We start from the raw sequence: 25,759 nt of genomic DNA, 5'->3' as shown, positions 1-25,759 counted from the left end.
AAGCTCCTTTCTCCTCCCATGTTTACTCCTAACATGGGTATACGTCTATCCTGATATTACTAGGATAGACGCCCATTTCATTCTTTTATTTTACGTCAGTTAGTTTACCAGATGCATCACGTTCCACTTTCATGGACTTGATTGATTGGTAACCAAGTTGTGGTACGATATTGTTTTGTACTTCATCAGAAGTCATATATTTTAAGAAAGTTTTTGTTAGACCTTTTGGTTCGCCATTTGTATACATATGTTCATAAGACCAGATTTTCCAGTCGTTAGTTGCAACTTTTTCTTCTGTTGGTTCAACGCCGTCTAGCGAAAGACCAACCACAGAAGCGTCAATGTAAGAGAATGCTAGGTAGCTGATTGCTCCTGGAGTTTCACTTACGATTTTACGAACTGTACCGGATGAATCTTGTTCTTGTGCTTTAACAGGTGTTTTACCATCAAGTCCCCATTTTTCGAAAGTAGCACGTGTTCCGCTTCCTTCTGCACGGTTAATGATTGTAATTTTTTCGTCTTTACCACCAACGTCTTTCCAGTTAGTTGTTTTACCAGTGAAAATGTCGATTAATTGTTGTTTAGTAATGTTTTTAACGCCTACATCTTTGTTTACTACAGGAGCCATTCCGACAACTGCTACACGATGGTCAACAAGTTTCGAAGCATCTACGCCGTCTTTTTCTTCAGCGAATACGTCTGAGTTACCAATTTCAACAGCACCTTGTTGTACTTGTGTTAAACCAGTTCCAGAACCGCCACCTTGCACATTGATTTGAGCTTTAGGGTTAGTGTTTGTAAATTCTTTGGAAGCTGCTTCAACGAGTGGTTGAAGTGCCGTAGAGCCGACTGCTGTTAATGAGCCAGAAACTTCTTTATCCCCTTTTGTTGATCCGTTTGCTTTATCTTTTGAACTGCTGTCACTTCCACATGCTGCGAAGACAAGCATTACTGCTGCTAACATTGCTACTATTCCCAAATACTTCTTTTTCATTATCTTATTCCCACCTTGTTTTTTAATTGTTATTCCTTACAAGTATTACTATAACGTTTGAGATTTAAGGTGGTGTGTAGCTAATGTTAAGTAATTGTAAATTACCGCTTTTTTTGTCGAAAATGTAAACTTTTTTATGAATATCTTTCAAAAAAAAGGCAAACTGGTAAATTATGACACCAAATTTATTCCTTTCGTAAATAAAATAAAAATATCCTGTCCGAAAGATTACATTCTTTCAAACAGGATATTTTATTAGGCTTTTTTTGGTAAAGTGACGCGGAAGGTCGAGCCAACTTCTTCTTGGCTTTCCACTTCGATTCGCCCGCCGCAGTTTTCAACTAAATGTTTGACGATAGAAAGTCCAAGTCCAGTCCCGCCAGAGTGTCTGCTACGCGCTTTATCCACTCGGTAGAATCGTTCAAACACGCGGTCAATGTCTTTAGCTGGGATTCCGATTCCGTTGTCAGTTACTTCTATGATAACTTCTGCTTCTTGCTCGATTAATTTAACTTTTACTTTTCCATCTACTGGCGTGTAATTGATTGCGTTAGAAAGTAAGTTAATTAAAATCTGTTGCAATTTATCGCGATCTGTTTCAATCATGATAGGTGGTAGATTTTTTTCTGGAACAGATACTTGAATATTTTTTTCGGTCGCCATTTCAAAAATGGTCCGGACAGATTGTTCGATGACTTCATCTACTTCCACTAGCTCTGTTTTTTCTGTCACAGGATTTTGTTCAATTCTCGAAAGTGCAAGAATATCCATTATCAATCGATGAAGCCTATCACTTTCTTCTTTAATAATCGTTAAGAATTTTTTGAGTAGCATTTCATCGTACATTGCGCCGTCGAGTAGTGTTTCCGCGAACCCTTTTAGTGCAGTTACTGGGGTTTTTAGTTCATGCGACACATTTGTAACAAATTCAGAACGAACATTTTCCAGATGGCGAATTTGAGTTATATCATGTAAAAGTAGTATTATCCCGGTAATCTCACCATTTTCTGTTAAAATTGGCGAAACACTTGCATCTAAAATCATCTCTCGTGGGAAATAAAGAATAATTTCTTTTTGTTGCATCGTCTTTGTTTCAAATGTTGCTTCTATTAACTGGCTAAGAGCGAAACTTTTAATTACTTCATAAAATGGTTTTCCAGTAATTTCGGTCTCTCCTAAAATTTGATACATCGTCCGATTGGTCATGATGACTTGTTTATCAACATTGATAAGCATTACACCGCTCACTAAGTTTTGAACAATGGCATTAAGTCGTTGTTCATTTTGCTTAATTTCGAACATCTGAGTTTCTAAACTTTCTGCTAACATATTAACGCTAACAGAAAGGTCTTGAAGCTCACCGCTTACTTTACCATGAATGCGACTATCGTATTTATGATTAGCCAAATCAGTCGAAACTTCAATAATCTCATTCACTGGTTTAGTAATTTTTCTAGCAATAAAGACACTGATTGCAGCAATAATAACTAAAGCAATGCCAAAAATAAGCGCTAAGTTACCCCAAAGTTTAGCAACAGCCGCATCAACCGACTCAAGAGAAATTGAAATTCTTAAAACACCGTCTGTCTCTCCTTGGTGTTTAACAGGAACAGCCACATAAAGCATACTGTAACCAAGTGAGTCACTCTCTCGAATAGAAATGCCAACACTTTTCCCTTTTTCAAGAATATCAGCTACTTCTGGGCGGTTCATATGGTTGTTTAAGTTCTCTGGGTCTTTTTTAGTATCGGCTACAACATTGCCATCATTATCAATCACCGTGATACGAGCATCAATTTCGTCGCCCAAAGGATCCAGCGTTTTTTGAATCGTCGCAGCATCTTGGTCCAAATTCAAATGCTCAATGTTAGTTGTTTGAAGTAAAATTTTCGCATCGTCTTCTAGTTGATTTTCTTTCATCGTTAAATAAGTGGATTTCATTAATTCTCCAGAGAAAATACCCACTATGACCATCACAACAAAGAATAAAATAAAAAAGGATAAACCAATTTTCAACCATAATTTTTTCATTATTTTACATTCTCCATTTTATAACCAAATCCGCGAATTGTTTTAATGTATTTCGGTTGTTTCGTATCAAGTTCAATTTTATCGCGCAAATGGCTTACATGAACGTCTACAATTCGAGTTTCACCAACATAATCATAGTTCCAAACCGTATCAAGCAATTGATCTCTTGAAAAAACTTTGCCACGATGATTAGCTAAAAATAACAATAGCTCGAATTCTTTCGGTGTTAAATCTAATAGATTATCTTGCAAGTATACTTCATAACTATCTGGCAAAATTTTCAACTCACCAATTAAAATGGTCGCCTCTGTATCTTCTTTTTGCTCTTCTGGAAGTTCTGCCTTACCTTCTGTCCGTCTTAAGATCGCTTTTATTCTCGCGACAACCTCTCTCGGGCTAAAAGGCTTTGTCATATAATCGTCTGCACCTAACTCTAAACCAATGATTTTATCTAGCTCTTCATCTTTGGCAGTTAACATTAGTATTGGAACCCCAACTTTATCTTGGCGGAGTTTTTTCGTTACTTCAATTCCATCCATTTCAGGGAGCATTAAATCAAGTACAATTAAATCTGGTTTTTCTGATAGAGCAAGTTCGTACCCCGTTCTACCATCCTCCGCTGTTACTACATCAAATCCAGCTTTTTCAATATTAAATTGCAGCAAGGTAACAATAGAAGCTTCATCATCAACTACAAGAATTTTTACCAACTTACTTCCCATCCCTTCTTTATGTATCCCTTTTATCTAAAATATAGCATGAATTAACTATTTTCGGGTAGAAATGCATTTATATTAATCTTATCTTTACAAAAACTTAAAACACCAATGCTGCTTTCAAACAACACTGGTGTCTTAACATTACCTTGGCTCGACTAGCAATAACCCGAGTTCAAATGATTCGTTTTCATAAAGTGCCGTCTGCTCAAAGCGAGGTTCACCAGCATTATCAATTACTTTCAACTTACAAAAAGCCCGGTTTAAGTTAAGTGCCTCGTATAATTCTTCGCGTGTATGAACTAGTTGGTTGTTAACTTCTGTGATTTTTTCTCCTGCTTTTAAGTTTAAACGGGCAGAAGGAGTGGCTTCACGTGCACCGAGCACAACAAGTCCATCTGCTTGTGGACCAAATTTTTTCGGCAATATTTTTTCTGCTTGGTAATGACGATACGAAATCCAAAAGCGTCCAATCACAGCAAACATAAAGGCAAATAATGTAAGAACTGGCATAACAATTCCAAGTAGTCCTGCCACCGCAATGATAGTCGCAAGTGTTGTAACTTGAACTGAAATTTTCCGGCTCGCCTCTTCTGGAAGCTGACTTTGTACCCGCTGTTGAAATCCAATAAATAACGGTAAAATAATCAATGAATAGGAATGTGCACCAATGGTAAAAACTGGCCACCATTCAAATATTTTTGTAAATACATCCCCAGGAATAAAAACAACAAGTGGGACAAACCATAATTTTCTTAATTGAAAAGAGCCAACTAGTTTACCACGATTACTTTTTCTAAGTGATGGTGAGGGGTTTTTCGCACTTGTATATTGGATAAGAAAAGCTTCCACAAAAAGTAACAATGCGAGTAAAAATGTCATTGAAATCATAAAATTATCGATAAATATCGCATCATAATTAAAATCTGTATTCGTAAATGGCGCTAAATTAATATCAAAATAATAACAGAAATAAAAAGCGAGACTCGTAATCCCAATTGTAAAAGCCGTGGAGCTAAGTCGAAACATTCCTATAATCAATAAAAAGCAGGCAACTGTATTAAAAATTGCCACCCATTCTAACGATACACTAAACCCTATTATTGCCGTAACAACCGAAATCCCTATGCCAAATAGCAAACCTATTCCAAAGAAATTTTTCAATTCAAGCATCGGTGAATAAACACGAATACTAAATGACTTTCGCTCCCATTTAACCCTGTTAAAACCAGCAATTATCACTAGAATAATCCCTACATAAAATGCTGGTTGTAAAAATAGTCTTCCTATTCCTTTAAGTATCTCAATAAAAACTTCCATTTTTCTACACCAGCTTTCTTAAAAAATTACTTCTATAGTATAGGTGATAAAAGTCGGCTTACCGCTTCCTTAAATTTGATCCATAATGATCGTTTTGCATATAATTCTGGAGTTAGTTGATACGATTTCAAAATATCTTCTAAAAAAGCATCTTCTAATTTTTGGACCATTTTCTTTTCATAGATAAAAGCATTTACTTCAAAATTCAGTCTAAAACTACGAAAATCCATATTAGCTGTTCCAACCGAAGCAATTTCACCATCAACCACTAATGTTTTTGCATGAATGAAACCATTGTCGTAAATAAATATTTTTGCTCCTGTTTCCATTAATTCCCCCGCATAGTTTGTGGTTGCTCGGTAAACAAAGGCGTGGTCAGGTTTATTAGGAATCATTACTCGCACATCGACGCCAGAAAGTGCCGCGATTTTAATCGCCTCTAGCAAACTAGCATCTGGAATAAAATATGGTGATTGCAAATAAATCGTCTTTTTGGCAGCATTAATCATTTTTATGTAACCATTTTTAATTTGTTGCCATTCAGAATCTGGTCCACTTGATACAATTTGCATGCTTGTATGCCCTTTCCCGTGAAAAGTAGGGAAATATCTCGATTTATAATCAATTTTATGAGTAGATGATGCTGAATTCCAGTCCATAATAAAACGAGTTTGCATCGCGTAAACAGCTTTTCCATGCACACGAAGATGCGTATCGCGCCAATATCCAAATTTTTTGGATAGGCCTAGGTACTCATCACCAATATTAAATCCACCAATATACGCAATATCTCCATCAATAATTGCTAATTTACGGTGATTTCGGTAATTTAATCGAAAATTAATTAATGGTAATTTTGATGGAAAAAAAGGTCTAACGATGCCACCATTTTTTTCAAAAGTCCGGAAAAATGACTTTTTCGTTGTTCGTGAACCCATGGCATCATAAATAATTTTCACATTTAAACCTTCTGCTGCTTTTCGTTCAAGCACGCGCATCAAGCGATTTCCAAGTTCATCTGAATGAAAAATATAATAAATCAAGTGAATATGATCCTTTGCTTTCTCAATATCTGCAATTAACGCATCAAATTTTTCATGTCCATCAATAAAAAGCTCTACTTCATTATCTTGTGTTAAAATAGCTCCATCATTTACAAGTAGTAAGTAAATTAAATCCCGATGTTTTTTAACATTCGGATCGCTAAATGGAAATTCTTTTTGTCGAATCATCTCTATCTGATTAGCAGTTGATTCTTGTATTCCAATTTTTTCTTGTCCCTTCCAATCGAAAATCTTTTTCCCTGATAGTTTTCTCCCAAAAATCAAGTAAATAATGAAACCAAAAATTGGAACAAAAGTTAAGACTAGTAACCAAGCCCAAGTGGCGGATGTATCCCGTCTTTCTAAGAAGACCGTCACTGCCGCAAAGAATACATTTAAAATTAGTAAAATAACTAATAAATAAGTCAACAGTCCCATTGTGTTCCCCCTTTTCTTGCACAAACTGATAGTAGTATCATATCATAAAATCATCATTTAGCCTATTCCAGTTCGTTTTCAATCAGAAAAAAAACCATTGACGGCTAAGTCAATGGTTTTCTATTAAAGATAAGGTGCTGGATCAATCGGGACGCCATTTTGATGAATTTCAAAGTGTAAATGTTGACCTGTGGATTGACCCGTAGAGCCCATTATTCCAATTGGTTGTCCTTGTGATACTTGCTGTCCAGCTACTACTTTTAGGCTACCCGCACGCATATGACCATATAATGTTTGGAATCCATTACCATGATCAATTTTAACTACGTAACCATAGCCACCAAAACCACTACCTGATGCTCCAAATCCTGAAAAGACAACTGTTCCTGAAGCTGCTGCAGAAACAGTAACTGTTCCACCTGCTGCGATATCTTGACCTTTATGTGACTCGTGTTGACCTGTAACTGGATTTGTACGATCACTAAAGCCGGAAGTTAAAATACCTGCTGCTGGTTTAATAAATTGTCCGCCACTTGAGCTTACTTTTTCTTGTATACTTGGCGCATTTGAACTAGGTGATTGTGCTACAACAGCTTTACTTTCGTTTGCTTTTTTAGCGTTTGCTGCTGCTTCTTGAATACGTTTTTCTTCGGCTGCTTTAATTGCTGCTTCTTGTTTTGCTTTTTCACCAGCAATATTAGATGCTAATTTTTTTTCTTCCATTGTTAATGAGCCTTGTTCATTTGCTAATAATGCTTGTTCGTTTTTTGTTAAGTCTTTTTTATTTGCTAGAGCCATAACTAAATCGTTTTTTTCAGCTTTTTGGCTCTCCATATTATTTCGCGAAACTTCTAAATCCATTGCTAATACTTTTAGGCTCTCTAGTTTTTTTTGTGAACTTGCTTCAGTTACTTTTAATTTATCTTGATCATCTTTTTGATCTTGCATAATGTTTTGATCTGCTTTTACAATAGCTGACACAACGGTTACACGATCAACTAATTCTTTAAAATCATCTGCTTCAAAAACCATGTCCAAATATGATGTAGCTGTGCCTGTAGTTTGGATTGCTCGTGCACGGCTATCCAGTACTTTTTGACGATCTTTTATATCATTTCGCAACTTTTCAATTTCTTTTTTTAATTGCTTTAACTTTTTATTCTCAGACTCCACTTTTTCTTCTTGTGCCTTTAGTTTTGTATTTGTTTCATCAATACTTTTTAAAAGAGATTCTAACTCTTTTGTTGCATCTTTTTCAGCGCTTTCTAAATGGTTTAGTTCTGAATTTTTTGTATCTAGGTTTTTGTCAATTTCTGATTTTTTTTGTTCAATTTCATTCTGACGCTTTTGCATATCATTAATACTATCCGCATTTGCACTAAGTGGCGCGCAAACTATTACAACACTTAACGCTAATGTTACCCCATATTTTTTTAACATATTAAGCTCCTTTTCTATTATCTATTTCATTAGGAACTTGTTAATTCCCTTACTATTCCATATAAAAAAGCACCTTTGTTTTAAAAATCGACAAAGGTGCTTTTTAACTTTTCAATAATGATTAGAAGCTAGCTACGCGACCATATCCTACAAGATATTTAGCCCAGTAACCGCTAGTGATGTTGTCATATTTAACACCGTTATTTTGAGCATTAATCATTTGTCCGCCACCAACATAGATTCCAACATGAGCAATTCCGCCACCATAGTTGAAAAATACTAAATCGCCTGGTTTTGCTTGACTAGCACTAACTTTTGAAGCTGCTGCATATTGAGCACCGGAAGTTCTTGGAAGAGAAATTCCTGCTGCACGGAAAGCATAAGAAGTGAATCCAGAGCAGTCAAATGCGCTTGGTCCAGTTGCACCGAGGCTGTAAGGTTTCCCAAGTTGAGCTCTTGCTGCAGAAATCATTGCTGAATATCCGCTGCCAGACGGAGCTGGAGCACTTGGAGATTCGCTAGCAGATCCATTTGAGTTAGATTTTGATGAAGAATTACTACTTGAACCAGAAGAATCATTTGATGTTGCTACAGTTTTAGTTGTTGCTTTTTCTTCTTGACCAACGTTAGAAGATGTTGCTTCACGTAAAGCTGTTGCACGTGCAGTAGCTTCTTTAGCTGCTTTATCACGTTCACTTACAAGACCAGCTTTTGCGTTTTCAGCACTTGCTTGATCAGAAGCAAGTTGAGCAACGATTGCTTCTTTTTCAGCTTTTTGTGCTTCGATTTTATTTTGTTGTGCTTCATATTCATGAATTGCTGTTGCTTGTTCTTCTTGTTTTTTCTTAACAGAAGTTTGTTTAGTTTTTAAGGCTTTTTCATCATTTTGTTGATCTTCTAAAATAGATTTGTCAGAATCAACTAATTGGTTTACTGCAGAAACACGACCAACTAAATCAGAAAGATTTTCAGCATCTAAAACTACTTCTAGGTATGCATTAGAATTTGAAGTTTTTTGCATTGCACGCGCGCGGTCTTTTAAAACTGATTCGCGTTCTTTAATACGTTCATTGATAGCTTTAATATCTTCATTAAGTTGTTTGAGTTCTTTGCCTGTTTTATCGAAATCTCCTTGTAAAGACTTAGCTTTTTCTTGAGCTTTTTCAAGATCTGCTACTAAACTAGAAAGACCTGATTGTAAGTCTGCTTTTTTAGACTTGATGTCATTAATCTTTTTATCTTGATTTTGAATATCTGTATTTACGTCCGCAAAAACATTTGTCGTGAAAGCTGGCGTCAAACTAATAACTGCTGCGAGTGAAATCGCAATAAACGTATTCTTTTTCAAAAAGTTTACCTCCTAAAAAGCTCCCTAAGCTTTTTCTTTTAAATTATTTTTATTTCAAGTTAAGTAAATTTCTTAGTTAGACTTTTAAGAATCTACGGATAGATATAACACTACCCCAAATTCCTATTAGAACTCCAATTGCAATAATCAAAGCACTGATTTGATAGGCGAACGGTGTCGGAGGCAGAAGTGATAGTGAACTTGTCACCAACTTCGGATTTACCAAGTTATAAACGTTAACATAGCCTATAAATGTTAACACAACCGGGACAATCGAACCAATTAATCCAAGCCACGCTCCTTCTAAAACGAAAGGCCAGCGTATGAACCAGTTGGTTGCTCCTACTAATTTCATAATTTCTATTTCTCTACGACGGGAGAAAATCGCAATCTTAATTGTATTTGATATTAAGAACATTGCTGTTAATAACAACCCGATGCTTAGTACAATACCAGCATAACGTCCCCATTTTAAAGTATCAAATAATTTGTCGACTGTTTTCTCACCATATTCTACATTATCTACATACTGTAATTTTTCTACTTTTTGAGCAATTGCCTTCGTTTGTGTTGGCTCTTTTGCCTCTACAACGAACACATCATATAGTGGATTATCTTGTTTAAACAATTCGAAGTTTTTGCCGTACGCGCCTACTAATTTCTTCAACTCATCATCCTTGGAAGAAAAAGTGACACTATCAACTCCATTAATCTTCTCAATGTTTTTCTCAAGTTCTTGCTGCTGTTTCTTGTCTGCGCTTAGAGAAATATGTACGTTAATTTGTACATTGTTTTCTACATCTGTTGCAAGCTTGTTCATATTGATCAATATTGCAAAAAACACGCTGACTAAGATAAGTGTTACTGTTACTGCACTTGCTGCTGCAAAGGTCATCCAACCATTCCGGTAAAGGCTCTTAAAACTTTCTCTTATATGTCTTCCTACAGTCCTAAATTTCATAACCATATTCTCCTTGCTGCTCATCTCGAACAATTCTTCCATTCTCGATAGCTACTACCCGGTGTTTCAACGTGTTTACAATTTCTTTGTTGTGGGTTGCCATCACAATGGTTGTTCCGCGATTGCTTATTTCCTCAAGGATATTCATGATTTCCCATGAAGTATCAGGATCTAGGTTACCGGTCGGCTCATCTGCTATTAATACTTTAGGCATATTGGCAATCGAGCGGGCAATGGATATCCGCTGTTGCTCACCACCGGAAAGTTCATCCGGCAACATCCTTACTTTATGCTTAAGGTTGACTAAATCTAGCACTTCCATAACACGTTCTTTAATTACAGTCGGCTCAGTTTCAACCACTTCCATCGCATAAGCAATGTTTTCATAAACAGTTTTGCTTTGAAGTAATTTGTAATCTTGGAATACCACGCCTACGTTTCGACGTAAATATGGGATTTCTCGATTTTTCATATTAATCAAATCAAATTTGTCTACGATGATTTTGCCTTTCGTCGCTCGTTCTTCTCTGTAAATCATTTTAATAAAGGTTGATTTACCAGCACCACTCGGGCCTACTACATAAACAAATTCCCCTTCGCCAATGTTAATATTGAGTCCATTAGCAGCAGTTATGCCATTGGGGTATTTCTTATACACATCTTCCATTAATATCATTTTATCACCTTACTATGCCTTTCTACTGAGTTACATTTTAGGTAATGCATGGTAACCATGGAGATGAACTGTTTGTTGGCTCGAATTTAAACTCACAACATAAGCTTAATTATACCATGACAGTTTTTCATCTATAGGTTAATTGCATTACAATTATATTTCAGGGTATGACAATATCTTGATTATTGTAATAGGATACACCTTTTTTGAGTTTAATTTCTTTGTGAAACTTTATCTGTGATTCATAATTTCTTAGACAAAATAAAAAAGCACCTGGGTTGGTCTTTTCTACTGCTAACATTGTAACTTGTTTTTACCCAAAATAACATTACAGGTTGATTAAAAAACATTACAGTTATCGCTACCGGAATAGACCAATTAGAACAAAACTGCTTCAAGTCTACAATTACACTACAGGTTCCTGTCATCAAATTGTTAAATAGCGCAGTAAAAAACTTGAAAAAGCACCATTTCCTCCCTAAAAAGAGGAGAAAATGGTGCCTTTTATGACGTAAAACCTTCCCCCATAACTTCACTTGCGCTCATTACTACGACGAAAGCTTCTGGGTCAATTTCTTTTATTACTTCTTTTAATCTAGAAAACTCACTTTGGGCAATAACACAAAGTAAGATTTGCTTGTCATCTTCTGTATACCCACCTTTTGCTGAAAGACGAGTAATGCCACGATCGATTTTAAAGAGAATTGCTTGTCTGATAGCTTCTTGGTTCTCGGAAATAATAAACACTGTTTTGGATTGATTAAGCCCAACTTGCACTAAATCAATGGTTTTACTTGTGGCAAAAAGACCTATAAGTGCATAAAGTCCAGATTCAATGTCAAAAACAAACATTGCCGAGATAACTACAAAGCCATCGATTAAAGCTACACATATTCCTAAAGTTAAATGAGAATATTTATGCAAGATTTGGGCAGCCACATCCGTTCCACCAGTTGAGGCCTTGCCCCGAAAAACAATTCCAAGTCCCATACCGACTAGTACGCCCCCAAATAATGCAGCGACTAACGGTTCATGTGTCCACGGGGTTAATCCTTGTGTTAAATACACAAAGAAAGGTAAAAGCATTGTACCAACAAAAGTTTTCAAACCAAATTGATACCCTAAGAAGAATAACCCAGCAAGAAATAAAGGGATATTAAAAGCCCACTGGATAAATGCTGGATTCCAACCAGTTAAATAGTTAATAATTGTACTTATCCCACTCACACCGCCAGAAGCAACATGATTAGGCAAGAGTAAAACATTGAAGGCTAGTGCAATTAAAGCAGCACCAATAATAACATATAAATACTCAATTAATTTAGAAACCATTGGGGATAAAGGTTGCTTTTTCCTTTTATTTGTCATCGTTCTTATCCAATCCTAGAACGCAAATATGCATTGATAAAGTCGTCTAAATCTCCATCCATTACCGCTTGAATATTACCGGTTTCGTAATTTGTACGATGGTCTTTCACCATGGAGTAAGGGTGGAAAACATACGAACGAATTTGGCTTCCCCAACCAATTTCTTTTTGCTCACCACGAATTTCTGCTAGCTCGCGTTCTTTTTCTTCTTGTTCTTTTTGATATAGTTTTGTTTTCAACATTTTCATTGCTTGTTCACGGTTTTTAAGCTGCGAACGTTCAGACTGACAAGTAACTACAATCCCAGATGGAATATGTGTCATCCGAACTGCTGAATCGGTTGTATTAATATGCTGTCCACCAGCACCAGTTGCACGATACGTATCAATTTTCAAATCTTCTGTACGTACTTCAATTTCAATATCGTCATCTAATTCTGGCATAACATCCACTGAAACAAAAGATGTATGACGTCTACCTGATGAATCGAATGGTGAAATACGAACTAAACGGTGCACGCCTTTTTCTGCTTTCAAATAACCGTATGCATTGTGTCCTTTGATGAGTAATGTAACGCTCTTAATACCAGCTTCATCACCCGCTTGATAATCGAGCATTTCTACTTTAAAACCTTTTTTCTCAGACCAGCGTTGATACATTCGTAGTAACATGGAGCCCCAGTCTTGTGATTCTGTACCACCGGCACCAGGATGAAGTTCTAAAATAGCATTATTTTTATCATATGGATCACTTAACATTAGTTTAAGCTCAAATTCGCTGATAGTATTCATATATGCTTTAATATCTTTTTCTAATTCTGCTTGTAAATCTTCATCTGCCTCTTCTTTTAATAGTTCTAAACTGATTTCCATACTTTCTTGTTCTTCTTCAAGCGCATGAAAAGCTTGATACGTTTCTTTATATCCGTTTGACTCATTGATTACTTTTTGTGCCGCTTGTTGGTCGTTCCAAAAATTCGGATCCAACATCTGGTCTTCTAACTCAGCAATTCGAACTTCCATGCTGTCTAAGTCAAAGAGACCCCCTAAAATCTTTGATTTGCTGAGCTGTTTTTTCTAGTTCATTACGAATTTCTGCTAATTCCATTCTTAATTCCACCTTTTTTGAATTTACTTACAAACTTTCATAGCAAAAAGCGCCGTCTTTCAGGCGCTTTTTTAGTTGTTTCAATCTATGCTTCTTTACCATGACAATTTTTATATTTTTTGCCGCTACCACAAGGGCAAGGATCATTTCGCCCAATATGTTGATCTTTACGAACAGGTTGGCGTTTTGCTTCTGGTTTCCCTTCAGCAGGATTTACTGCTTCTCCTTTAGCTACTTGTTCGCGCTCAAGATTTTGGCGAATTTCTGCTTTCATGATATAACGAGCCACATCTTCATCAATGGATGATACCATTGCTTCAAACATTTCAAAACCTTCTGATTGATACTCACGAAGCGGATCAATTTGACCATAAGCACGTAAATGAATCCCATCGCGTAAGTGATCCATAGCATCAATATGATCTACCCATTTCGTATCAACAACACGAAGCAATACTACTTTTTCAAACTCATTAAATTCTTCACGAGGAAGCAGTGTCTCTTTTTCATCATACGCTGCTTTGATTTTATCCAAAATAAGGTTTTGAATATCTTCACTAGTTCTGTTTTGTAAATCTTCTAATGTAATTGTACCTTCTGGAAGTAAGTTAGCATCAACATAATCAATAATACCTTGTAAATTCCATGCTTCTTCTGGCTCATGGCTTGAAGCGTTGCTAGAAACAATAAAATTCACTGTACGCTGAATCATTTGTTCAATGATTTCGCGAAGACTATTTTCCGCATTAATTACTTCATAACGCTGATTATAAATAACTTCCCGTTGTTGGCGAAGCACATCATCATATTGTAAAACTTGTTTCCGGGAATCAAAGTTATTTCCTTCTACTCGTCTTTGGGCTGATTCAACTGCACGACTCACCATTTTACTTTGGATTGCATCTTCTGCCATACCAAAACGTTCCATCATACTCTTCATATTATCAGAACCAAATCGACGCATCAGTTCATCTTCCATAGAAAGATAGAATTGTGTTACACCTGGATCTCCTTGACGACCTGAACGACCACGCAACTGGTTATCAATACGGCGTGATTCATGACGCTCTGTACCGATAACTGCTAAACCACCAGCTTCAATTGTACCTTCACCAAGCTTGATATCCGTACCACGACCAGCCATATTGGTTGCGATTACTACCGCACCACGTTCTCCGGCATGTTTAATGATATCAGCTTCGCGTTCATGTTGCTTCGCGTTTAGTACATCATGCTTAATTCCTTTACGTTTTAATTTGCTAGAAATAAGTTCGGAGGTTTCAATCGCAACAGTACCGACTAATACAGGTTGTCCTTTTGCATGACGCTCAGCAATATCTTCTACTACTGCATTAAATTTCGCTTCAATCGTTGTAAAAATCAAATCCGGACGGTCATCACGAATAATTACTTTGTTAGTTGGTATTTCAATAACGCGCATATTATAAATATCGCGGAATTCTTCTTCTTCCGTTTTTGCAGTACCAGTCATACCAGCAAGTTTTTTATACATACGGAAATAGTTTTGGAATGTAATTGTCGCCATTGTTTTGGATTCATTTTGAATAGTAACGCCTTCTTTTGCTTCCAGTGCTTGGTGCAAACCTTCACTGAAACGACGTCCTTTCATAATACGACCAGTAAATTGGTCAACAATGAGGACTTCATCATCTTGAACTACATAATCTACATCTAGGCTCATTGTATAATTAGCTTTAAGCGCTTGGGCGATGTGATGCAATATAACTGTATTTTCTAAGTCAAAAAGGTTATCTACATCAAAGTAGTTTTCTCCTTTTGTCATACCATCTTCGGTTAATTGAACAGATTTTGTTTTAATATCAACTGTATAATCTTCCTCTTCTGTAAGAGTACGTACAAAAGTATTTGCACGCACATATAGAATAGTCGATTTTTCTGCTTCACCAGAAATAATTAATGGTGTTCTAGCTTCGTCGACCAAAATGGAATCGACTTCATCAATAACGGCAAAAGCTAGTGGACGTTGTACCATTTCTTCTTTGTAAACGACCATGTTATCCCGTAAATAGTCAAATCCTAATTCATTATTTGTGCTATAAGTAATATCACATGCATAAGCTTCTCGCTTTTCTGTGCTTGATAAAGCATTTAAGTTTAACCCTACAGAAAGTCCAAGGAAATTGTATAAAACTCCCATTTCTTCTGCATCACGATGCGCCAAGTATTCATTGACTGTGACAACATGCACACCTTCACCAGAAAGCGCATTTAAATAAACTGGTAATGTCGCTGTTAATGTTTTACCTTCACCAGTTTTCATTTCTGCAATATTACCCTCGTGGAGAACAATCCCCCCCATTAATTGAACTTTAAATGGATATAGGCCTAGAGCACGTTTAGCACCTTCTCTAGCTACAGCAAAAGCTTCTACCAATAAGTCATCTAGCGTTTCACCTTTTTGAACGCGTTCTTTAAACTCTATTGTTTTCTCGCGTAAGGCTTCATCTGAAAGCGCCGCAGTTTCATCTGCTAAAGCAATAATTTCATCTGCTTTTCTCTCCAAATATTTAACATCTTTTTTTCCTGATTCAAAAATCTTTTTCAATAGTCCAGCCATTTAAATTCTCCTCTACTGTTTTCGCTGTCGTCTCGCAGTTTCATCTATGATAACTTTCAGGAATTATCTTCTCTTAAAATATACACACTAATTCTATCACTTATTAGATAAAATATACAACTGGTTATCTCTTTTTAACAAATAAAAATACAAAATCGTCATATATTCTTCATTCTTAATAAAAATGGAGGCCAAAATTTTGGCCCCCATACTAAATTATCTTTTATAATTAATTAGTTTCAATTAATCCATATTTACCATCTTTACGTGAATAAACAATATTTGTTCCATTAGTTTCAGCATCAGTATATACATAGAAGCTATGTCCTAGCAAGTTCATTTGTAAAACCGCTTCTTCACTATCCATAGGTTTTAATGAAAATTGTTTTGTTCTTACAATTTCAAGATCACCTTCGTTTTCTTCTGGCGGTGTGCTACCATTAACATCCGAATAAGCAAAATAATCTCTTTCTGCACCTTTATCACGGAATTTACGGTTCACTTTTGTTTTATGTTTACGAATTTGGCGCTCTAATTTATCCACAATCAAATCAATGCTAGCATATAAATCTCCACTAGTTTCTTCTGCACGTAACACAAGATTTGGGAGAGGAATGGTCACTTCAACCTTCGCATTTTTATCGGAATATACTTTTAAATTAACATGAACGTTAGCATCTGGAGTTTCTGTAAAATATCGTTCTAGTTTATCGATTTTCTTTTCAACGTAATCTCGAATCGGTTCCGTTACTTCAATATTTTCACCACGAATGTTGTACTTAAGCATAGCAATTCCTCCTTTGAAATAAAACAAAAATAACGATAAAGAAGAGTATTCTTCTTACCCTTAGTCTACGTGAAAACGATAGGTTTTGCAAACATTTGCACAAAGAGTAAAGAAGCATTTATCTACTTATCTTTATTTACTATTTTATTCCACTAAACAGGCTCCCGCAAACCTTTTTTGCCGATAAATCTCAACTATCTAAAGATGGTTAAAGAAGATACCTTTTTCATGCCTGCTTCTTTTAATACTTGCGCTGCTAAGTTAAGAGTACTACCTGTAGTGTAAATATCATCAAATAAAATTATTTCCTTCTCATCACTCCCAATCTCTTTAGTTAGATAAAATACTTGCGCTGCTTCTAATCTTTCTTGCCTTGTTTTCTTAGATTGTTTTTCAGAGTGTTTTTTCGCTAAAAGCCCTTCATATTGAATGTCCGATTGTTCCAATATTGCTGTTGTTTGGTTAAATCCTCGTTCTAATTTACGGGCTTCACTTACTGGAATTGGGACAATAGTTGCTTTATTCTTGGCGAAATATTTTTTGAGTTCCTTTTGAAAAATTGCTCCTATAATATAATCTCCTTGGAACTTAAACCGTTTCATATATTCTTTAGCAAAATCATTATAACGGTATAAAGATTTATTACTATCTAGAAATAATTCTCTACCTTGGCAATCTTTACAAACTTTATCAGATGATTCTCTACTACATATGGTACAAAGCGGTCCAGCTAATTTTTCAAAGCCCATTATACAATGAGCACAACATAAAATTTCCTTACTAAAAAGCCATCCACTTTCCCAACTCGCTGTTTGTTTAATCGGAAGTAAGCAAAGTAAACAATTATCCATCTAACATGCCTTCTTGAAAACCCAACTGATTCATTTTTTTAATATGCCGAATAGCTCGCTTCATTTCTATAGTCTGTCCATAATGAAAAAAACAAACATCTCCAGTTGGGTGAGTTAATTTCCTTCCGGCACGCCCAGCTATTTGGACTAATGCTGCTTCAGTAAAAATTCTCCCCTCACTACCAAATACAGCTACTTGAACATCTTTAAAAGTAACACCTCTTTCTAATATAGTTGTTGTAAGCAACAGCTTAATTCTACCTTTACGCAACCACTCTACTTTTTCTTTACGTAACTGATCCGCTGAATGAACGGTTACCGGCCGGGAAACATTATAATTTACAAGTGCTTCAGCAAATTGATTCATCGCTTCAATTTCTGGAAAGAAAATTAATGCTGGTTGATTTTTAAGTTCTGCTTTTTTTATCCAATTAATTAATTTATGGGTTATTTTTCCTTGAGCTAATTTTTTATTCCATGGGCCAATCCAGCAAGTTCTAGGAACAGGTAATTGTTTCCTATGATAGCGTGCGGGAATTTTTATATAATTACGTCTACCGGCCGCGCATTCTTGTTGCCATTTCTTCTCTGGAGTTGCTGTAATTATGATGGTCGAGCCTACTTTTGTTCTAGCCTTTCGAACAGCGTATTCTAAAAAAGGATCTTTTGCATACGGAAAGGCATCTACTTCATCGATAAAAATAACTTGAAATGTTTCATAAAACCGAATTAATTGGTGTGTTGTTGCAACTACAAATTGTTCTCCTTGATAACTGTCTTTGGAATCTCCGTACAAACAAACTATATCTATCTCTTGAAAAACGTTTTGCAAACGCGGATATAATTCTAAACACACATCAACCCTAGGAGAAGCTACACAAATTCTAAAACCTTGCTTTAATGCTAAATCCATTCCTTCAAACATCATTTCTGTTTTGCCTGATCCGGCAACTGCCCATAAAAGCATATCAACTCTCTTATTTATACTTGAAACAACTGCACTTGAAGCTTTTTTTTGCCCTAAAGATAAAATTCCGTTCCAACTCAAAAAAGATTTGTTTGTTTTCGGTAGAATCTCTGCTTTTTGATAATACAAATTCTGACAGCTATTTACCCGTCCCATAACAATACAGTTTCTACAATACATACAATCCTCTCTCCCGCAAAAAGCACATGACATTTCGCTAAATAAAAATGGATTTGTATTTCCACAACGAAAACAGCGATTAGCTGAAATAGCAAGGATTTCCATTAAACCTTCAATTGTTTCAAGTTCACGCTTTAGATATAACCTTCCAGGAAAAATTTCCATCGCTCTACACCTCTCCTCAGTTATACACTTTTTTGGATTTCTTTGCAGAAGTGAATTTCTTATTTTCCAGCATCAGTTTAACCATAAAATACTATTTTTGTTAAAGGTAAAACAATCTTTTTTAATAGGTAAGATTAGCGAAAAAGTAAATTTACCCTAAACAAAAAAATCTCTAGCTAAAAAGCTAGAGATTTTTCTATTTTATTGACCAGGTTAGCCCTAGTGCGCCTTCACCTAAATGAGTACCAATAACTGGGCCAAAATAGCTCAATTCAAATTGCACTTCTGGAAACTTGGCTTCTAAATGTTTACGCCATGTTTCTCCTTTTTCCGGATTATTTCCATGAATAACATAGGCTTTTTCTGCATTTTTATTTTTGATAGCTACTTCAAGAATATCTTCAATCCGTTTTAACGCTTTTTTTTGCGTTCTAACTTTTTCAAAAAGAACAATTTGCTTATCACTAAAATGAAGGATTGGTTTAATTTGAAGCAAACTACCTACAAGTGCTTGAGCTCCATTTAAGCGACCGCCGCGTTGCAGATTATTTAAATCATCTACCATAAAATATGCATCTTGCGCCTTTTTAATCTTATCTAATTCGGAAATAATTCGATCTAAAGGTTCATTTGCTAAAGCCATTTCAGCTGCTTTAATGGAAAACATCCCTTGTGCCATACATGAAAGTTCTGAGTCATAAGCAACTACATTCAAGCCATCGATTAATTCACCTGCGGAAGCTGCGTTTTGTAAAGTTCCACTAATACCACTGGATAGATGAATACTAATTACCGTGTCAAAACCTTCTTCTTTTAATTTCTCAAACAGTTTAATAAATTCGCCAGGGGCAGGTTGCGAAGAAGTCGGAAAATTTTCAGCTTCTTTTATTTTTTTGTAAAAGTCAGCCGTAGAAAGTTCTTCTCCTTCACGATAAGATTTTCCATCAATTATTACGGAAAGTGGTATGACATTAATTCCTAGCTGCTTTTTCACTTCATCTGGCAAATAAGTTGTGCTGTCAGTAACCACTGCTATTTTTTCGTTCATATAGTCCCCCTGAAATTTCTTTAGCGAATATAAACCCAGCCGTGCTTAATTGCCGTTACCACCGCTTGAGTCCTATCATTCACTTTCATTTTTTGTAGAATACTACTTACATGATTTTTTACTGTTTTCTCACTAATGAAAAGCGTTTCCCCAATTCCGCGGTTACTTTTTCCATCGGTAAGAAGCTGTAATACCTCACATTCTCTGTGTGTTAAGATATGCAAAGGCATTTTCACTTCGGGTTGCTGATAACCATAAACCCCTTGAGAAGTGTTTGTGCTTGCTAAATGTCGATACTCACGAATTAATTTAATCGCTACACGCGGATGAATATACGCGCCCCCATTGTCTACTATTTTAACAGCTTCGACAAGTTCATGCGCGTCCATTTCTTTTAGCAAATAACCTACTGCTCCTGCTCTAAGCGCCTCTGTTACATATTCATCTGTATCATGAATAGTCAATACGATTACTTTGATACTAGGAAATTGACGTACTAACATTTCTGTTGCATCTAGTCCATTAACAGTTGGCATGTTAATATCCATTAAAACGATATCTGGTTTATATTCACGAACTTTTGCTACGATATTTTTACCGTTTTCAGCTTCCGCTACGACCTCAAAAGAATCTTCCAATTCTAAAATTCGCTTGATACCTTCGCGAAACAACTGATGATCATCTACAACCATGATTTTGAGTGCCATAATGACTACTCCTCCTTCACTTATCTAATTTCACCAAGCCACTTTGCAATCGAAAACATCATCCTTTTTAGTAGCAAAACGCTTAACCTTATAATCCCTGCCATAAAATTGGCAATTAAACTTTTCTCTTTTAAGTACTATTTAACTCAAATCGACCTATTTCCATTACAAACTGTTACTTAATTATACAGTAAGGTTCTAGAAAATTACTTCTATATGCCTATAAAATGCAATTAAAAACCAGTCTAAAGTAATAGTAGTTTTTATTATAACACGAATTTGCCACCACTTCACCCGCTGCACTTAGAAAAATATCTATACAATCGCTTTGCTTTCGGATAAAATAAAAGCAGACTGAATGTATCAACTTATGGAGGTTCCTTATGTTGGATCATTATTTAACCATTCGTAGCGATGGAAAACATGAAATAATAATTGAAAAATCTCGCTTTATTTGTCATGTTAAGCGGATAAAAACAGAATCCGAAGCACAGGTATTCATACAAACAATCAAAAAAGAGCACCGTGACGCTACTCATAATTGCTCCGCCTATATTATAGGAGAAAATGACCAATTTCAAAAAGCACATGATGATGGAGAACCTAGCGGAACAGCAGGAATCCCAATGCTAGAAGTTTTAAAAAAGAAAGCTTTAAAAAATGTGGTGGTTGTTGTTACTCGCTACTTTGGAGGAACTAAGCTTGGAGCAGGAGGTCTTGTTCGTGCATATGGCAGTTCTGTAAGTGAGGCTATCGATAGTATCGGTATAGTCGAATGCAAATTAGCTACTATTATTGAATGCACTTTTGCTTATCCGCTTTTAGGTAAAATAGAGAACGCGCTTGAACAAAAAAATTATCAAATTGTTCATAAAGAATTCACTGAAAAAGTCGTTCTTCAAGTATTCGTTGATAATGACGATCTTCCAAATTTTTCCACTTGGATTATAGAGGTTTCAAATGGCCAGCTTAAGTATAAAGAGGGCCCACAAAAATATAGAGAAAAGGATGTTACTTAGGATGTCCACAAACATATCTTTGCATTTACCTTCCACTATTTCTACGGAACGAACTATTATGAGAAAAACTTCTTTTGCAGATGCAACGACCTTATTTGATATTTGGTCTGATAATGATGTTGCTCAGTTTATGAATATCGAAAAATTTTCTACTATTCTTCAAGCAAAAGAAATGATTCAAGCCATTGAAAATGAACCAAATGCATGTAGATATACTATTTTCACCTTGGATAATTCTTTACAAGCAATTGGTTCCTTAGGTATAAACGATATTAACAACAATAACCAAACAATTGAAATTGGTTATGAATTAGCCAAAAGGTATTGGCGCCAAGGACTTATGTACGAAATTTTAACGAAATTTTTAAATACAACAAAAGCTCACTTACCATATAAAACAATTACAGCAAAAGTTCTTCCTGAAAATATAGCCTCCATAAAACTACTTTCTAAGCTCGGTTTTGAGCTCATTTCATCGGGACAAGAACTAGATTTGCACTCCGGGAAAATTTGTGAAATTAGTAATTATCAATTGCTAATGGAATAGGCAAATATTACATTTTTGAAAGATATTAACTTTTTTGTATTTTTTTTCAATGAAATTCTGTATAATAACATCAAAGTTGAAAATTAAAGAAAGCGTAAATAACGCGTAACATTCTTTAGTTCAACAAATGATACAATAAAACTTAGAAAAGTGACTATAAGGAGAATTAATATATGAGTAAAGGCACTGATGATAGCCGAAGAAGCAGCAAGAAGTACAAGCGTAGAAGAAAAATTCTATTCTGGATTCTAATTCCTGTGATGTGTTTAGTACTTGCAGGTGTCGGATATGGCACTTATCTTTTTAGCAAGACAAAACTCGCAGCAGACAACTCTTTTGATAACGTAAGGAACGGAAAAGCTTCCACACTTCGAACAAATGATGTTGAGCCTATAAAAGACAGTTTTTCTATTTTGATTATTGGCGTTGATACAAGCACTACAAGAGCATCTAATGGAAATCCTCGTAGTGACTCCCTTATCCTAGCTACATTTAATGTAAAGGATGCACGGGTAGAAATGACAAGTATCCCTCGTGATTCTTATGTGCATATTGAAGATTCTGCAAAAGAAATTGATAAATACACGAAAATTAATGCAGCTCATGCATATGGTGGTCCAGAACTTACCATGAAAACAGTAGAAGAAGAATTCAAAATCCCAATCGATTACTATGTTCGTTTTGACTTTGATGCTTTCCTCAAAATAGTTGAGGCTTTAGATGGTATTGATGTAGATGTTCCAGTAAGCTTTACAGAACAAGATTCAAAAGATAACGCAGACGCTATTACGCTTAAAAAAGGCCAGCAACATTTGAATGCTGAACAAGCTTTAGCACTTGCACGTACCAGACATATTGATAGTGATATTGAACGCGGGAAAAGACAACAGCTAATCATTAAATCTATTGTTAGTGAAGCAACTTCTATTTCTTCAGTCAGCAAGTATTCTGATATTATTGAAGTAGTTGGCGATAACATGAAAACCAACTTAACTTTCAATCAAATGCTTTCAATCGCAAAATTCGGCATGTCTAACAAAATTGATATTAAATCGCTTAACCTTCAAGGTGATAGCAACCCAATGGACGGTATTTATTATTATCAACTCAATGAAGCTTCCGTTCAAAGTATCTCGAATGAATTTGCCAGTGAACTAGGAATTAAGCAACCATATCCCGGCGCTGCGCCTTATTCAGATGAGAGTTCAACTGCATCAAACTAACCAAAAACCAACAACTAATTAATTAGTTGTTGGTTTTTTTACTTGCGTTTCCGATGTATTTTTTGAAGCAAATTTAAAATTGGTCGATAATCTTCACCAATTAAGCCGATAAATTCAACAATGATTTCAATACAAAAAATCAGCAATAATAGTAATAGTAACGCTCCCCAAGTTGTAGAAAAAGAAAATACAAAACCAGTCATAGAGAACAGTAATGCCATGCAGTAAATTAATAATACTGTTTGTTTTTCGGTAAAACCAAGCGCCATTAACCTATGATGTATGTGAGAACGATCCGCAGACGATATAGGCATCCGCTCTTTCAGTCGCCGTACAATAGCAAAAAATGTATCTGATAAAGGAACTCCTAGAATAATGAGAGGCACTAATAAAGAAATAAAAGTGACGTTTTTAAATCCCATAAGCGACAAAACAGCTATCATATACCCTAAAAATAGTGCCCCTGTGTCTCCCATAAAAATACTTGCAGGCGGAAAATTGTATATTAAAAAAGCAGCAACTGAAGCGGCTAGAATAAGTGCAACTGGGGCAACGAATGCATCTTTAAGTAAGAGAGCCATGCCAGCAATTGTCATTAAAGCAATAATAGAAATCCCACCAGCAAGTCCATCTAAGCCATCTATTAAATTAAGTGCATTTACAATAGCTACAATCCAAACTATAGATAATGGTATTGCAAAATATCCAAAGTCCAATTCCCCGTAAAAAGGAATATTAATAAAATTAATTGTTATTTCACCCCAAACAGTGACACAAATAGCAGCTAAAATCTGCCCTGCCATTTTCCATTTAGGAGATAAATCAAATAAATCATCAATAAATCCAGTTACAATAATGATTAGAGCGCCAAAATAAATTGGGACAAATCCAGATTTATCAATTGGCACTAACAACATCCCGACTGAAAAACTTATAAAAATAGCTAATCCACCTAACGTGGCTGTTGTTTTTGTATGTTTATGTCTTTCACGCGGCGTATCAACCGCGTTAATTCTAAATGCAAACTTTCTAATTAATGGGACCATAATGATACCCACTGCAAAGCTAATCAATATACTCCATATTAGCAATATTTTTTCAGCTCCATCCTTTATTTAGCAAAATTTCTTCTGTTGATTTAGTATATTTTTGCAATACCTCTGAATTCAACGCCACACCAATACCATCATTAGATGGAACTCTAAGCCTACCTTGATTTAATTCAAAAGTCGGTTTTATAATATCCTCCTCAAAAAAACGATTAGAGGCGGATATATCCCCTGGAAAACCAAACTCTTCTCTCGCTGCTAGTGCAATGTTATGGGCTCTACCTACTCCTGCTTCAAGCATTCCTCCACACCAAACAAGCAAATCATTTAATGCGCAATACTCTGCTATTTTAAGTGCAGAAGACATACCACCAACACGTGCTAGCTTCAGATTAATTGCCTGACAACTACCAAGGATATGTGCTTGCTCTACATCTTTTACAGATCTAATATTCTCATCTAAACAAATACGTGTTTTCAATTGTTTTTGCAACCAAGCATGATTGACAAAATCTGTAGTTCCGAATGGCTGCTCAATCATTTCTAAATCATATTGATCTAATTCTTTTAATAACAAGAAATCTTCTCTATTATACGCTGAATTCGCATCTGCCATCAAGCTTAGTTTTGGAAAACGTTCTCGAATCGCTTCGACAAATTGAATATCTTTGTTTGGTGCAATTTTTAGCTTCACTCGTTCATATCCCTGATCAACATATTTATTCACTAATTGAAGTAAACTTTCTACGTTCGGTTGCAAACCAATACTAACCCCTACCTTGATAGATTCTTTAGTAGCACCAATCATTTTAGATAATGAACGCTTTTTCATTTTAGCAAAAGCATCCCAAATAGCCAACTCTACAGCCGCTTTTGCCATCTCATTACCTTGAATCCAACTAAATATCTTCTGTACGTCTTCCGGTTTATCAATTTTTCTTTGAGCTAATAGAGGAAGTAAGTGCTTCCTAATAATTACAATAGCTGTGCTGAGAGTCTCTTCAGTATAATCTGGTAACGGAAAAGCTTCTAACTCCCCGTAACCACAGATCCCTTCTTCAGTTATTAATTCAATTATATAAAAATCTTTGCTTTTCAGCTCCCCATAACTCGTTCTAAATGGCGCCAAAAGCGGTAGTTCAGCATGAATTAATCTCGCCTTTTGAAAATACATT

The 25,759-nt window shown here is 35.6% G+C and carries 22 protein-coding genes; 3 read left to right on the top strand and 19 right to left on the bottom strand.

The window, feature by feature from the left end; translation table 11 throughout:
* Positions 1-85: 85 nt before the first annotated feature.
* The 17 genes from HCB38_RS12565 to degU all read right to left on the bottom strand — a co-directional run bounded on the left by HCB38_RS12565 (position 86) and on the right by degU (position 20,746).
* A complete protein-coding gene (locus tag HCB38_RS12565) occupies positions 86-994 on the bottom strand; it encodes a phosphate ABC transporter substrate-binding protein (protein ID WP_003763937.1) in 909 nt (302 codons plus the stop codon).
* Positions 995-1,249: 255 nt separating this feature from the next.
* Positions 1,250-3,025, bottom strand: a complete 1,776-nt coding sequence (pnpS, locus tag HCB38_RS12560) for a two-component system histidine kinase PnpS (protein ID WP_185638699.1) — start codon at positions 3,023-3,025, stop codon at positions 1,250-1,252.
* Positions 3,025-3,735 carry a response regulator transcription factor gene (locus tag HCB38_RS12555; RefSeq protein ID WP_185319897.1) on the bottom strand — a complete coding sequence of 237 codons (711 nt, stop codon included), beginning with the start codon at positions 3,733-3,735 and terminating at the stop codon, positions 3,025-3,027. Before HCB38_RS12555 ends, pnpS begins: the two co-directional genes overlap by 1 nt.
* 150 nt (positions 3,736-3,885) lie before the next feature.
* Positions 3,886-5,061 (bottom strand): PDZ domain-containing protein, encoded by a 1,176-nt coding sequence (locus HCB38_RS12550; RefSeq protein ID WP_185319898.1) that lies wholly within the window; start codon positions 5,059-5,061, stop codon positions 3,886-3,888.
* 32 nt (positions 5,062-5,093) lie between these two features.
* Positions 5,094-6,542, bottom strand: coding sequence for a cardiolipin synthase (gene cls / locus HCB38_RS12545; protein ID WP_185319899.1), 1,449 nt, complete (start codon positions 6,540-6,542; stop codon positions 5,094-5,096).
* A gap of 123 nt (positions 6,543-6,665) precedes the next feature.
* Positions 6,666-7,982: a murein hydrolase activator EnvC family protein gene (locus tag HCB38_RS12540; RefSeq protein WP_185619383.1), complete on the bottom strand. Its 1,317-nt coding sequence runs from the start codon at positions 7,980-7,982 to the stop codon at positions 6,666-6,668.
* Positions 7,983-8,103: 121 nt separating this feature from the next.
* Entirely contained in the window at positions 8,104-9,330 is a 1,227-nt protein-coding gene (locus tag HCB38_RS12535) for an NlpC/P60 family protein (protein ID WP_185608123.1), read from the bottom strand.
* Positions 9,331-9,406: 76 nt separating this feature from the next.
* Positions 9,407-10,291 carry a permease-like cell division protein FtsX gene (gene ftsX / locus HCB38_RS12530; protein ID WP_185319902.1) on the bottom strand — a complete coding sequence of 295 codons (885 nt, stop codon included), beginning with the start codon at positions 10,289-10,291 and terminating at the stop codon, positions 9,407-9,409.
* Positions 10,281-10,967 carry a cell division ATP-binding protein FtsE gene (gene ftsE / locus HCB38_RS12525; protein ID WP_003772335.1) on the bottom strand — a complete coding sequence of 229 codons (687 nt, stop codon included), beginning with the start codon at positions 10,965-10,967 and terminating at the stop codon, positions 10,281-10,283. Before ftsE ends, ftsX begins: the two co-directional genes overlap by 11 nt.
* Positions 10,968-11,471: 504 nt before the next feature.
* Entirely contained in the window at positions 11,472-12,335 is an 864-nt protein-coding gene (locus HCB38_RS12520) for a YitT family protein (RefSeq protein ID WP_070752443.1), read from the bottom strand.
* 5 nt (positions 12,336-12,340) lie between these two features.
* A protein-coding gene (prfB, locus tag HCB38_RS12515) for a peptide chain release factor 2 (RefSeq protein WP_185619380.1) occupies positions 12,341-13,442 on the bottom strand; the annotation gives its coding sequence in 2 pieces (ribosomal slippage) (positions 12,341-13,369 and positions 13,371-13,442; 1,101 coding nt in all).
* 85 nt (positions 13,443-13,527) lie between these two features.
* The gene (gene secA, locus HCB38_RS12510; protein ID WP_185319904.1) at positions 13,528-16,041 is read right to left on the bottom strand and encodes a preprotein translocase subunit SecA; all 2,514 of its coding nucleotides are present in this window, start codon (positions 16,039-16,041) and stop codon (positions 13,528-13,530) included.
* Between the two features lie 229 nt (positions 16,042-16,270).
* On the bottom strand, positions 16,271-16,828 hold the full coding sequence (gene hpf, locus HCB38_RS12505) for a ribosome hibernation-promoting factor, HPF/YfiA family (RefSeq protein ID WP_185319905.1): 558 nt from the start codon (positions 16,826-16,828) through the stop codon (positions 16,271-16,273).
* A gap of 194 nt (positions 16,829-17,022) precedes the next feature.
* Entirely contained in the window at positions 17,023-17,679 is a 657-nt protein-coding gene (locus HCB38_RS12500) for a ComF family protein (protein WP_185638697.1), read from the bottom strand.
* A complete protein-coding gene (locus tag HCB38_RS12495) occupies positions 17,672-18,991 on the bottom strand; it encodes an ATP-dependent helicase ComFA (RefSeq protein ID WP_185638695.1) in 1,320 nt (439 codons plus the stop codon). The genes HCB38_RS12500 and HCB38_RS12495 overlap by 8 nt, the downstream gene beginning before the upstream one ends.
* A 196-nt stretch (positions 18,992-19,187) precedes the next feature.
* Positions 19,188-20,039 carry a fatty acid kinase binding subunit FakB gene (locus tag HCB38_RS12490; RefSeq protein WP_185319908.1) on the bottom strand — a complete coding sequence of 284 codons (852 nt, stop codon included), beginning with the start codon at positions 20,037-20,039 and terminating at the stop codon, positions 19,188-19,190.
* Between the two features lie 20 nt (positions 20,040-20,059).
* Positions 20,060-20,746 (bottom strand): two-component system response regulator DegU, encoded by a 687-nt coding sequence (gene degU / locus HCB38_RS12485; RefSeq protein ID WP_003749520.1) that lies wholly within the window; start codon positions 20,744-20,746, stop codon positions 20,060-20,062.
* A gap of 383 nt (positions 20,747-21,129) precedes the next feature.
* On the opposite strand from degU, the gene HCB38_RS12480 reads away from it, so the two are divergent.
* The 3 genes from HCB38_RS12480 to HCB38_RS12470 all read left to right on the top strand — a co-directional run bounded on the left by HCB38_RS12480 (position 21,130) and on the right by HCB38_RS12470 (position 23,535).
* On the top strand, positions 21,130-21,765 hold the full coding sequence (locus HCB38_RS12480; RefSeq protein WP_185638693.1) for a YigZ family protein: 636 nt from the start codon (positions 21,130-21,132) through the stop codon (positions 21,763-21,765).
* A 1-nt stretch (position 21,766) separates the two neighbouring features.
* Complete coding sequence (locus HCB38_RS12475; RefSeq protein ID WP_185319910.1) at positions 21,767-22,312, top strand: GNAT family N-acetyltransferase; 546 nt, start codon at positions 21,767-21,769, stop codon at positions 22,310-22,312.
* Between the two features lie 173 nt (positions 22,313-22,485).
* On the top strand, positions 22,486-23,535 hold the full coding sequence (locus HCB38_RS12470) for an LCP family protein (RefSeq protein WP_185319911.1): 1,050 nt from the start codon (positions 22,486-22,488) through the stop codon (positions 23,533-23,535).
* Positions 23,536-23,573: 38 nt separating this feature from the next.
* On the opposite strand, the gene HCB38_RS12465 is transcribed toward HCB38_RS12470, so the two are convergent.
* Together HCB38_RS12465 and menC are read right to left on the bottom strand one after the other, a co-directional pair.
* A complete protein-coding gene (locus tag HCB38_RS12465; RefSeq protein WP_185319912.1) occupies positions 23,574-24,626 on the bottom strand; it encodes a glycosyltransferase family 4 protein in 1,053 nt (350 codons plus the stop codon).
* Positions 24,627-24,633: 7 nt separating this feature from the next.
* Entirely contained in the window at positions 24,634-25,758 is a 1,125-nt protein-coding gene (gene menC, locus HCB38_RS12460; protein ID WP_185638691.1) for an o-succinylbenzoate synthase, read from the bottom strand.
* Between the last annotated feature and the right edge of the window lies 1 nt (position 25,759).

It is taken from the genome of Listeria farberi (assembly GCF_014229295.1).
GTDB lineage: Bacteria > Bacillota > Bacilli > Lactobacillales > Listeriaceae > Listeria > Listeria farberi.
The sequence above is the reverse complement of the archived record's forward strand: the minus strand, read 5'-3'. Positions and strand labels throughout refer to the sequence as shown.

Bases quoted from the DNA above. Each gene is read 5' to 3' on its own strand.
- cls (WP_185319899.1), bottom strand. From the start codon at position 6,542: ATGGGACTGTTGACTTATTTATTAGTTATTTTACTAATTTTAAATGTA.
- HCB38_RS12490 (WP_185319908.1), bottom strand. From the start codon at position 20,039: ATGAACGAAAAAATAGCAGTGGTTACTGACAGCACAACTTATTTGCCA.
- secA (WP_185319904.1), bottom strand. From the start codon at position 16,041: ATGGCTGGACTATTGAAAAAGATTTTTGAATCAGGAAAAAAAGATGTT.
- HCB38_RS12565 (WP_003763937.1), bottom strand. From the start codon at position 994: ATGAAAAAGAAGTATTTGGGAATAGTAGCAATGTTAGCAGCAGTAATG.
- HCB38_RS12500 (WP_185638697.1), bottom strand. From the start codon at position 17,679: ATGGATAATTGTTTACTTTGCTTACTTCCGATTAAACAAACAGCGAGT.
- HCB38_RS12550 (WP_185319898.1), bottom strand. From the start codon at position 5,061: ATGGAAGTTTTTATTGAGATACTTAAAGGAATAGGAAGACTATTTTTA.
- degU (WP_003749520.1), bottom strand. From the start codon at position 20,746: ATGGCACTCAAAATCATGGTTGTAGATGATCATCAGTTGTTTCGCGAA.
- pnpS (WP_185638699.1), bottom strand. From the start codon at position 3,025: ATGAAAAAATTATGGTTGAAAATTGGTTTATCCTTTTTTATTTTATTC.
- HCB38_RS12495 (WP_185638695.1), bottom strand. From the start codon at position 18,991: ATGGAAATTTTTCCTGGAAGGTTATATCTAAAGCGTGAACTTGAAACA.
- HCB38_RS12475 (WP_185319910.1), top strand. From the start codon at position 21,767: ATGTCCACAAACATATCTTTGCATTTACCTTCCACTATTTCTACGGAA.
- HCB38_RS12540 (WP_185619383.1), bottom strand. From the start codon at position 7,982: ATGTTAAAAAAATATGGGGTAACATTAGCGTTAAGTGTTGTAATAGTT.
- HCB38_RS12520 (WP_070752443.1), bottom strand. From the start codon at position 12,335: ATGACAAATAAAAGGAAAAAGCAACCTTTATCCCCAATGGTTTCTAAA.
- HCB38_RS12470 (WP_185319911.1), top strand. From the start codon at position 22,486: ATGAGTAAAGGCACTGATGATAGCCGAAGAAGCAGCAAGAAGTACAAG.
- ftsX (WP_185319902.1), bottom strand. From the start codon at position 10,291: ATGAAATTTAGGACTGTAGGAAGACATATAAGAGAAAGTTTTAAGAGC.
- hpf (WP_185319905.1), bottom strand. From the start codon at position 16,828: ATGCTTAAGTACAACATTCGTGGTGAAAATATTGAAGTAACGGAACCG.
- ftsE (WP_003772335.1), bottom strand. From the start codon at position 10,967: ATGATATTAATGGAAGATGTGTATAAGAAATACCCCAATGGCATAACT.
- menC (WP_185638691.1), bottom strand. From the start codon at position 25,758: ATGTATTTTCAAAAGGCGAGATTAATTCATGCTGAACTACCGCTTTTG.
- HCB38_RS12480 (WP_185638693.1), top strand. From the start codon at position 21,130: ATGTTGGATCATTATTTAACCATTCGTAGCGATGGAAAACATGAAATA.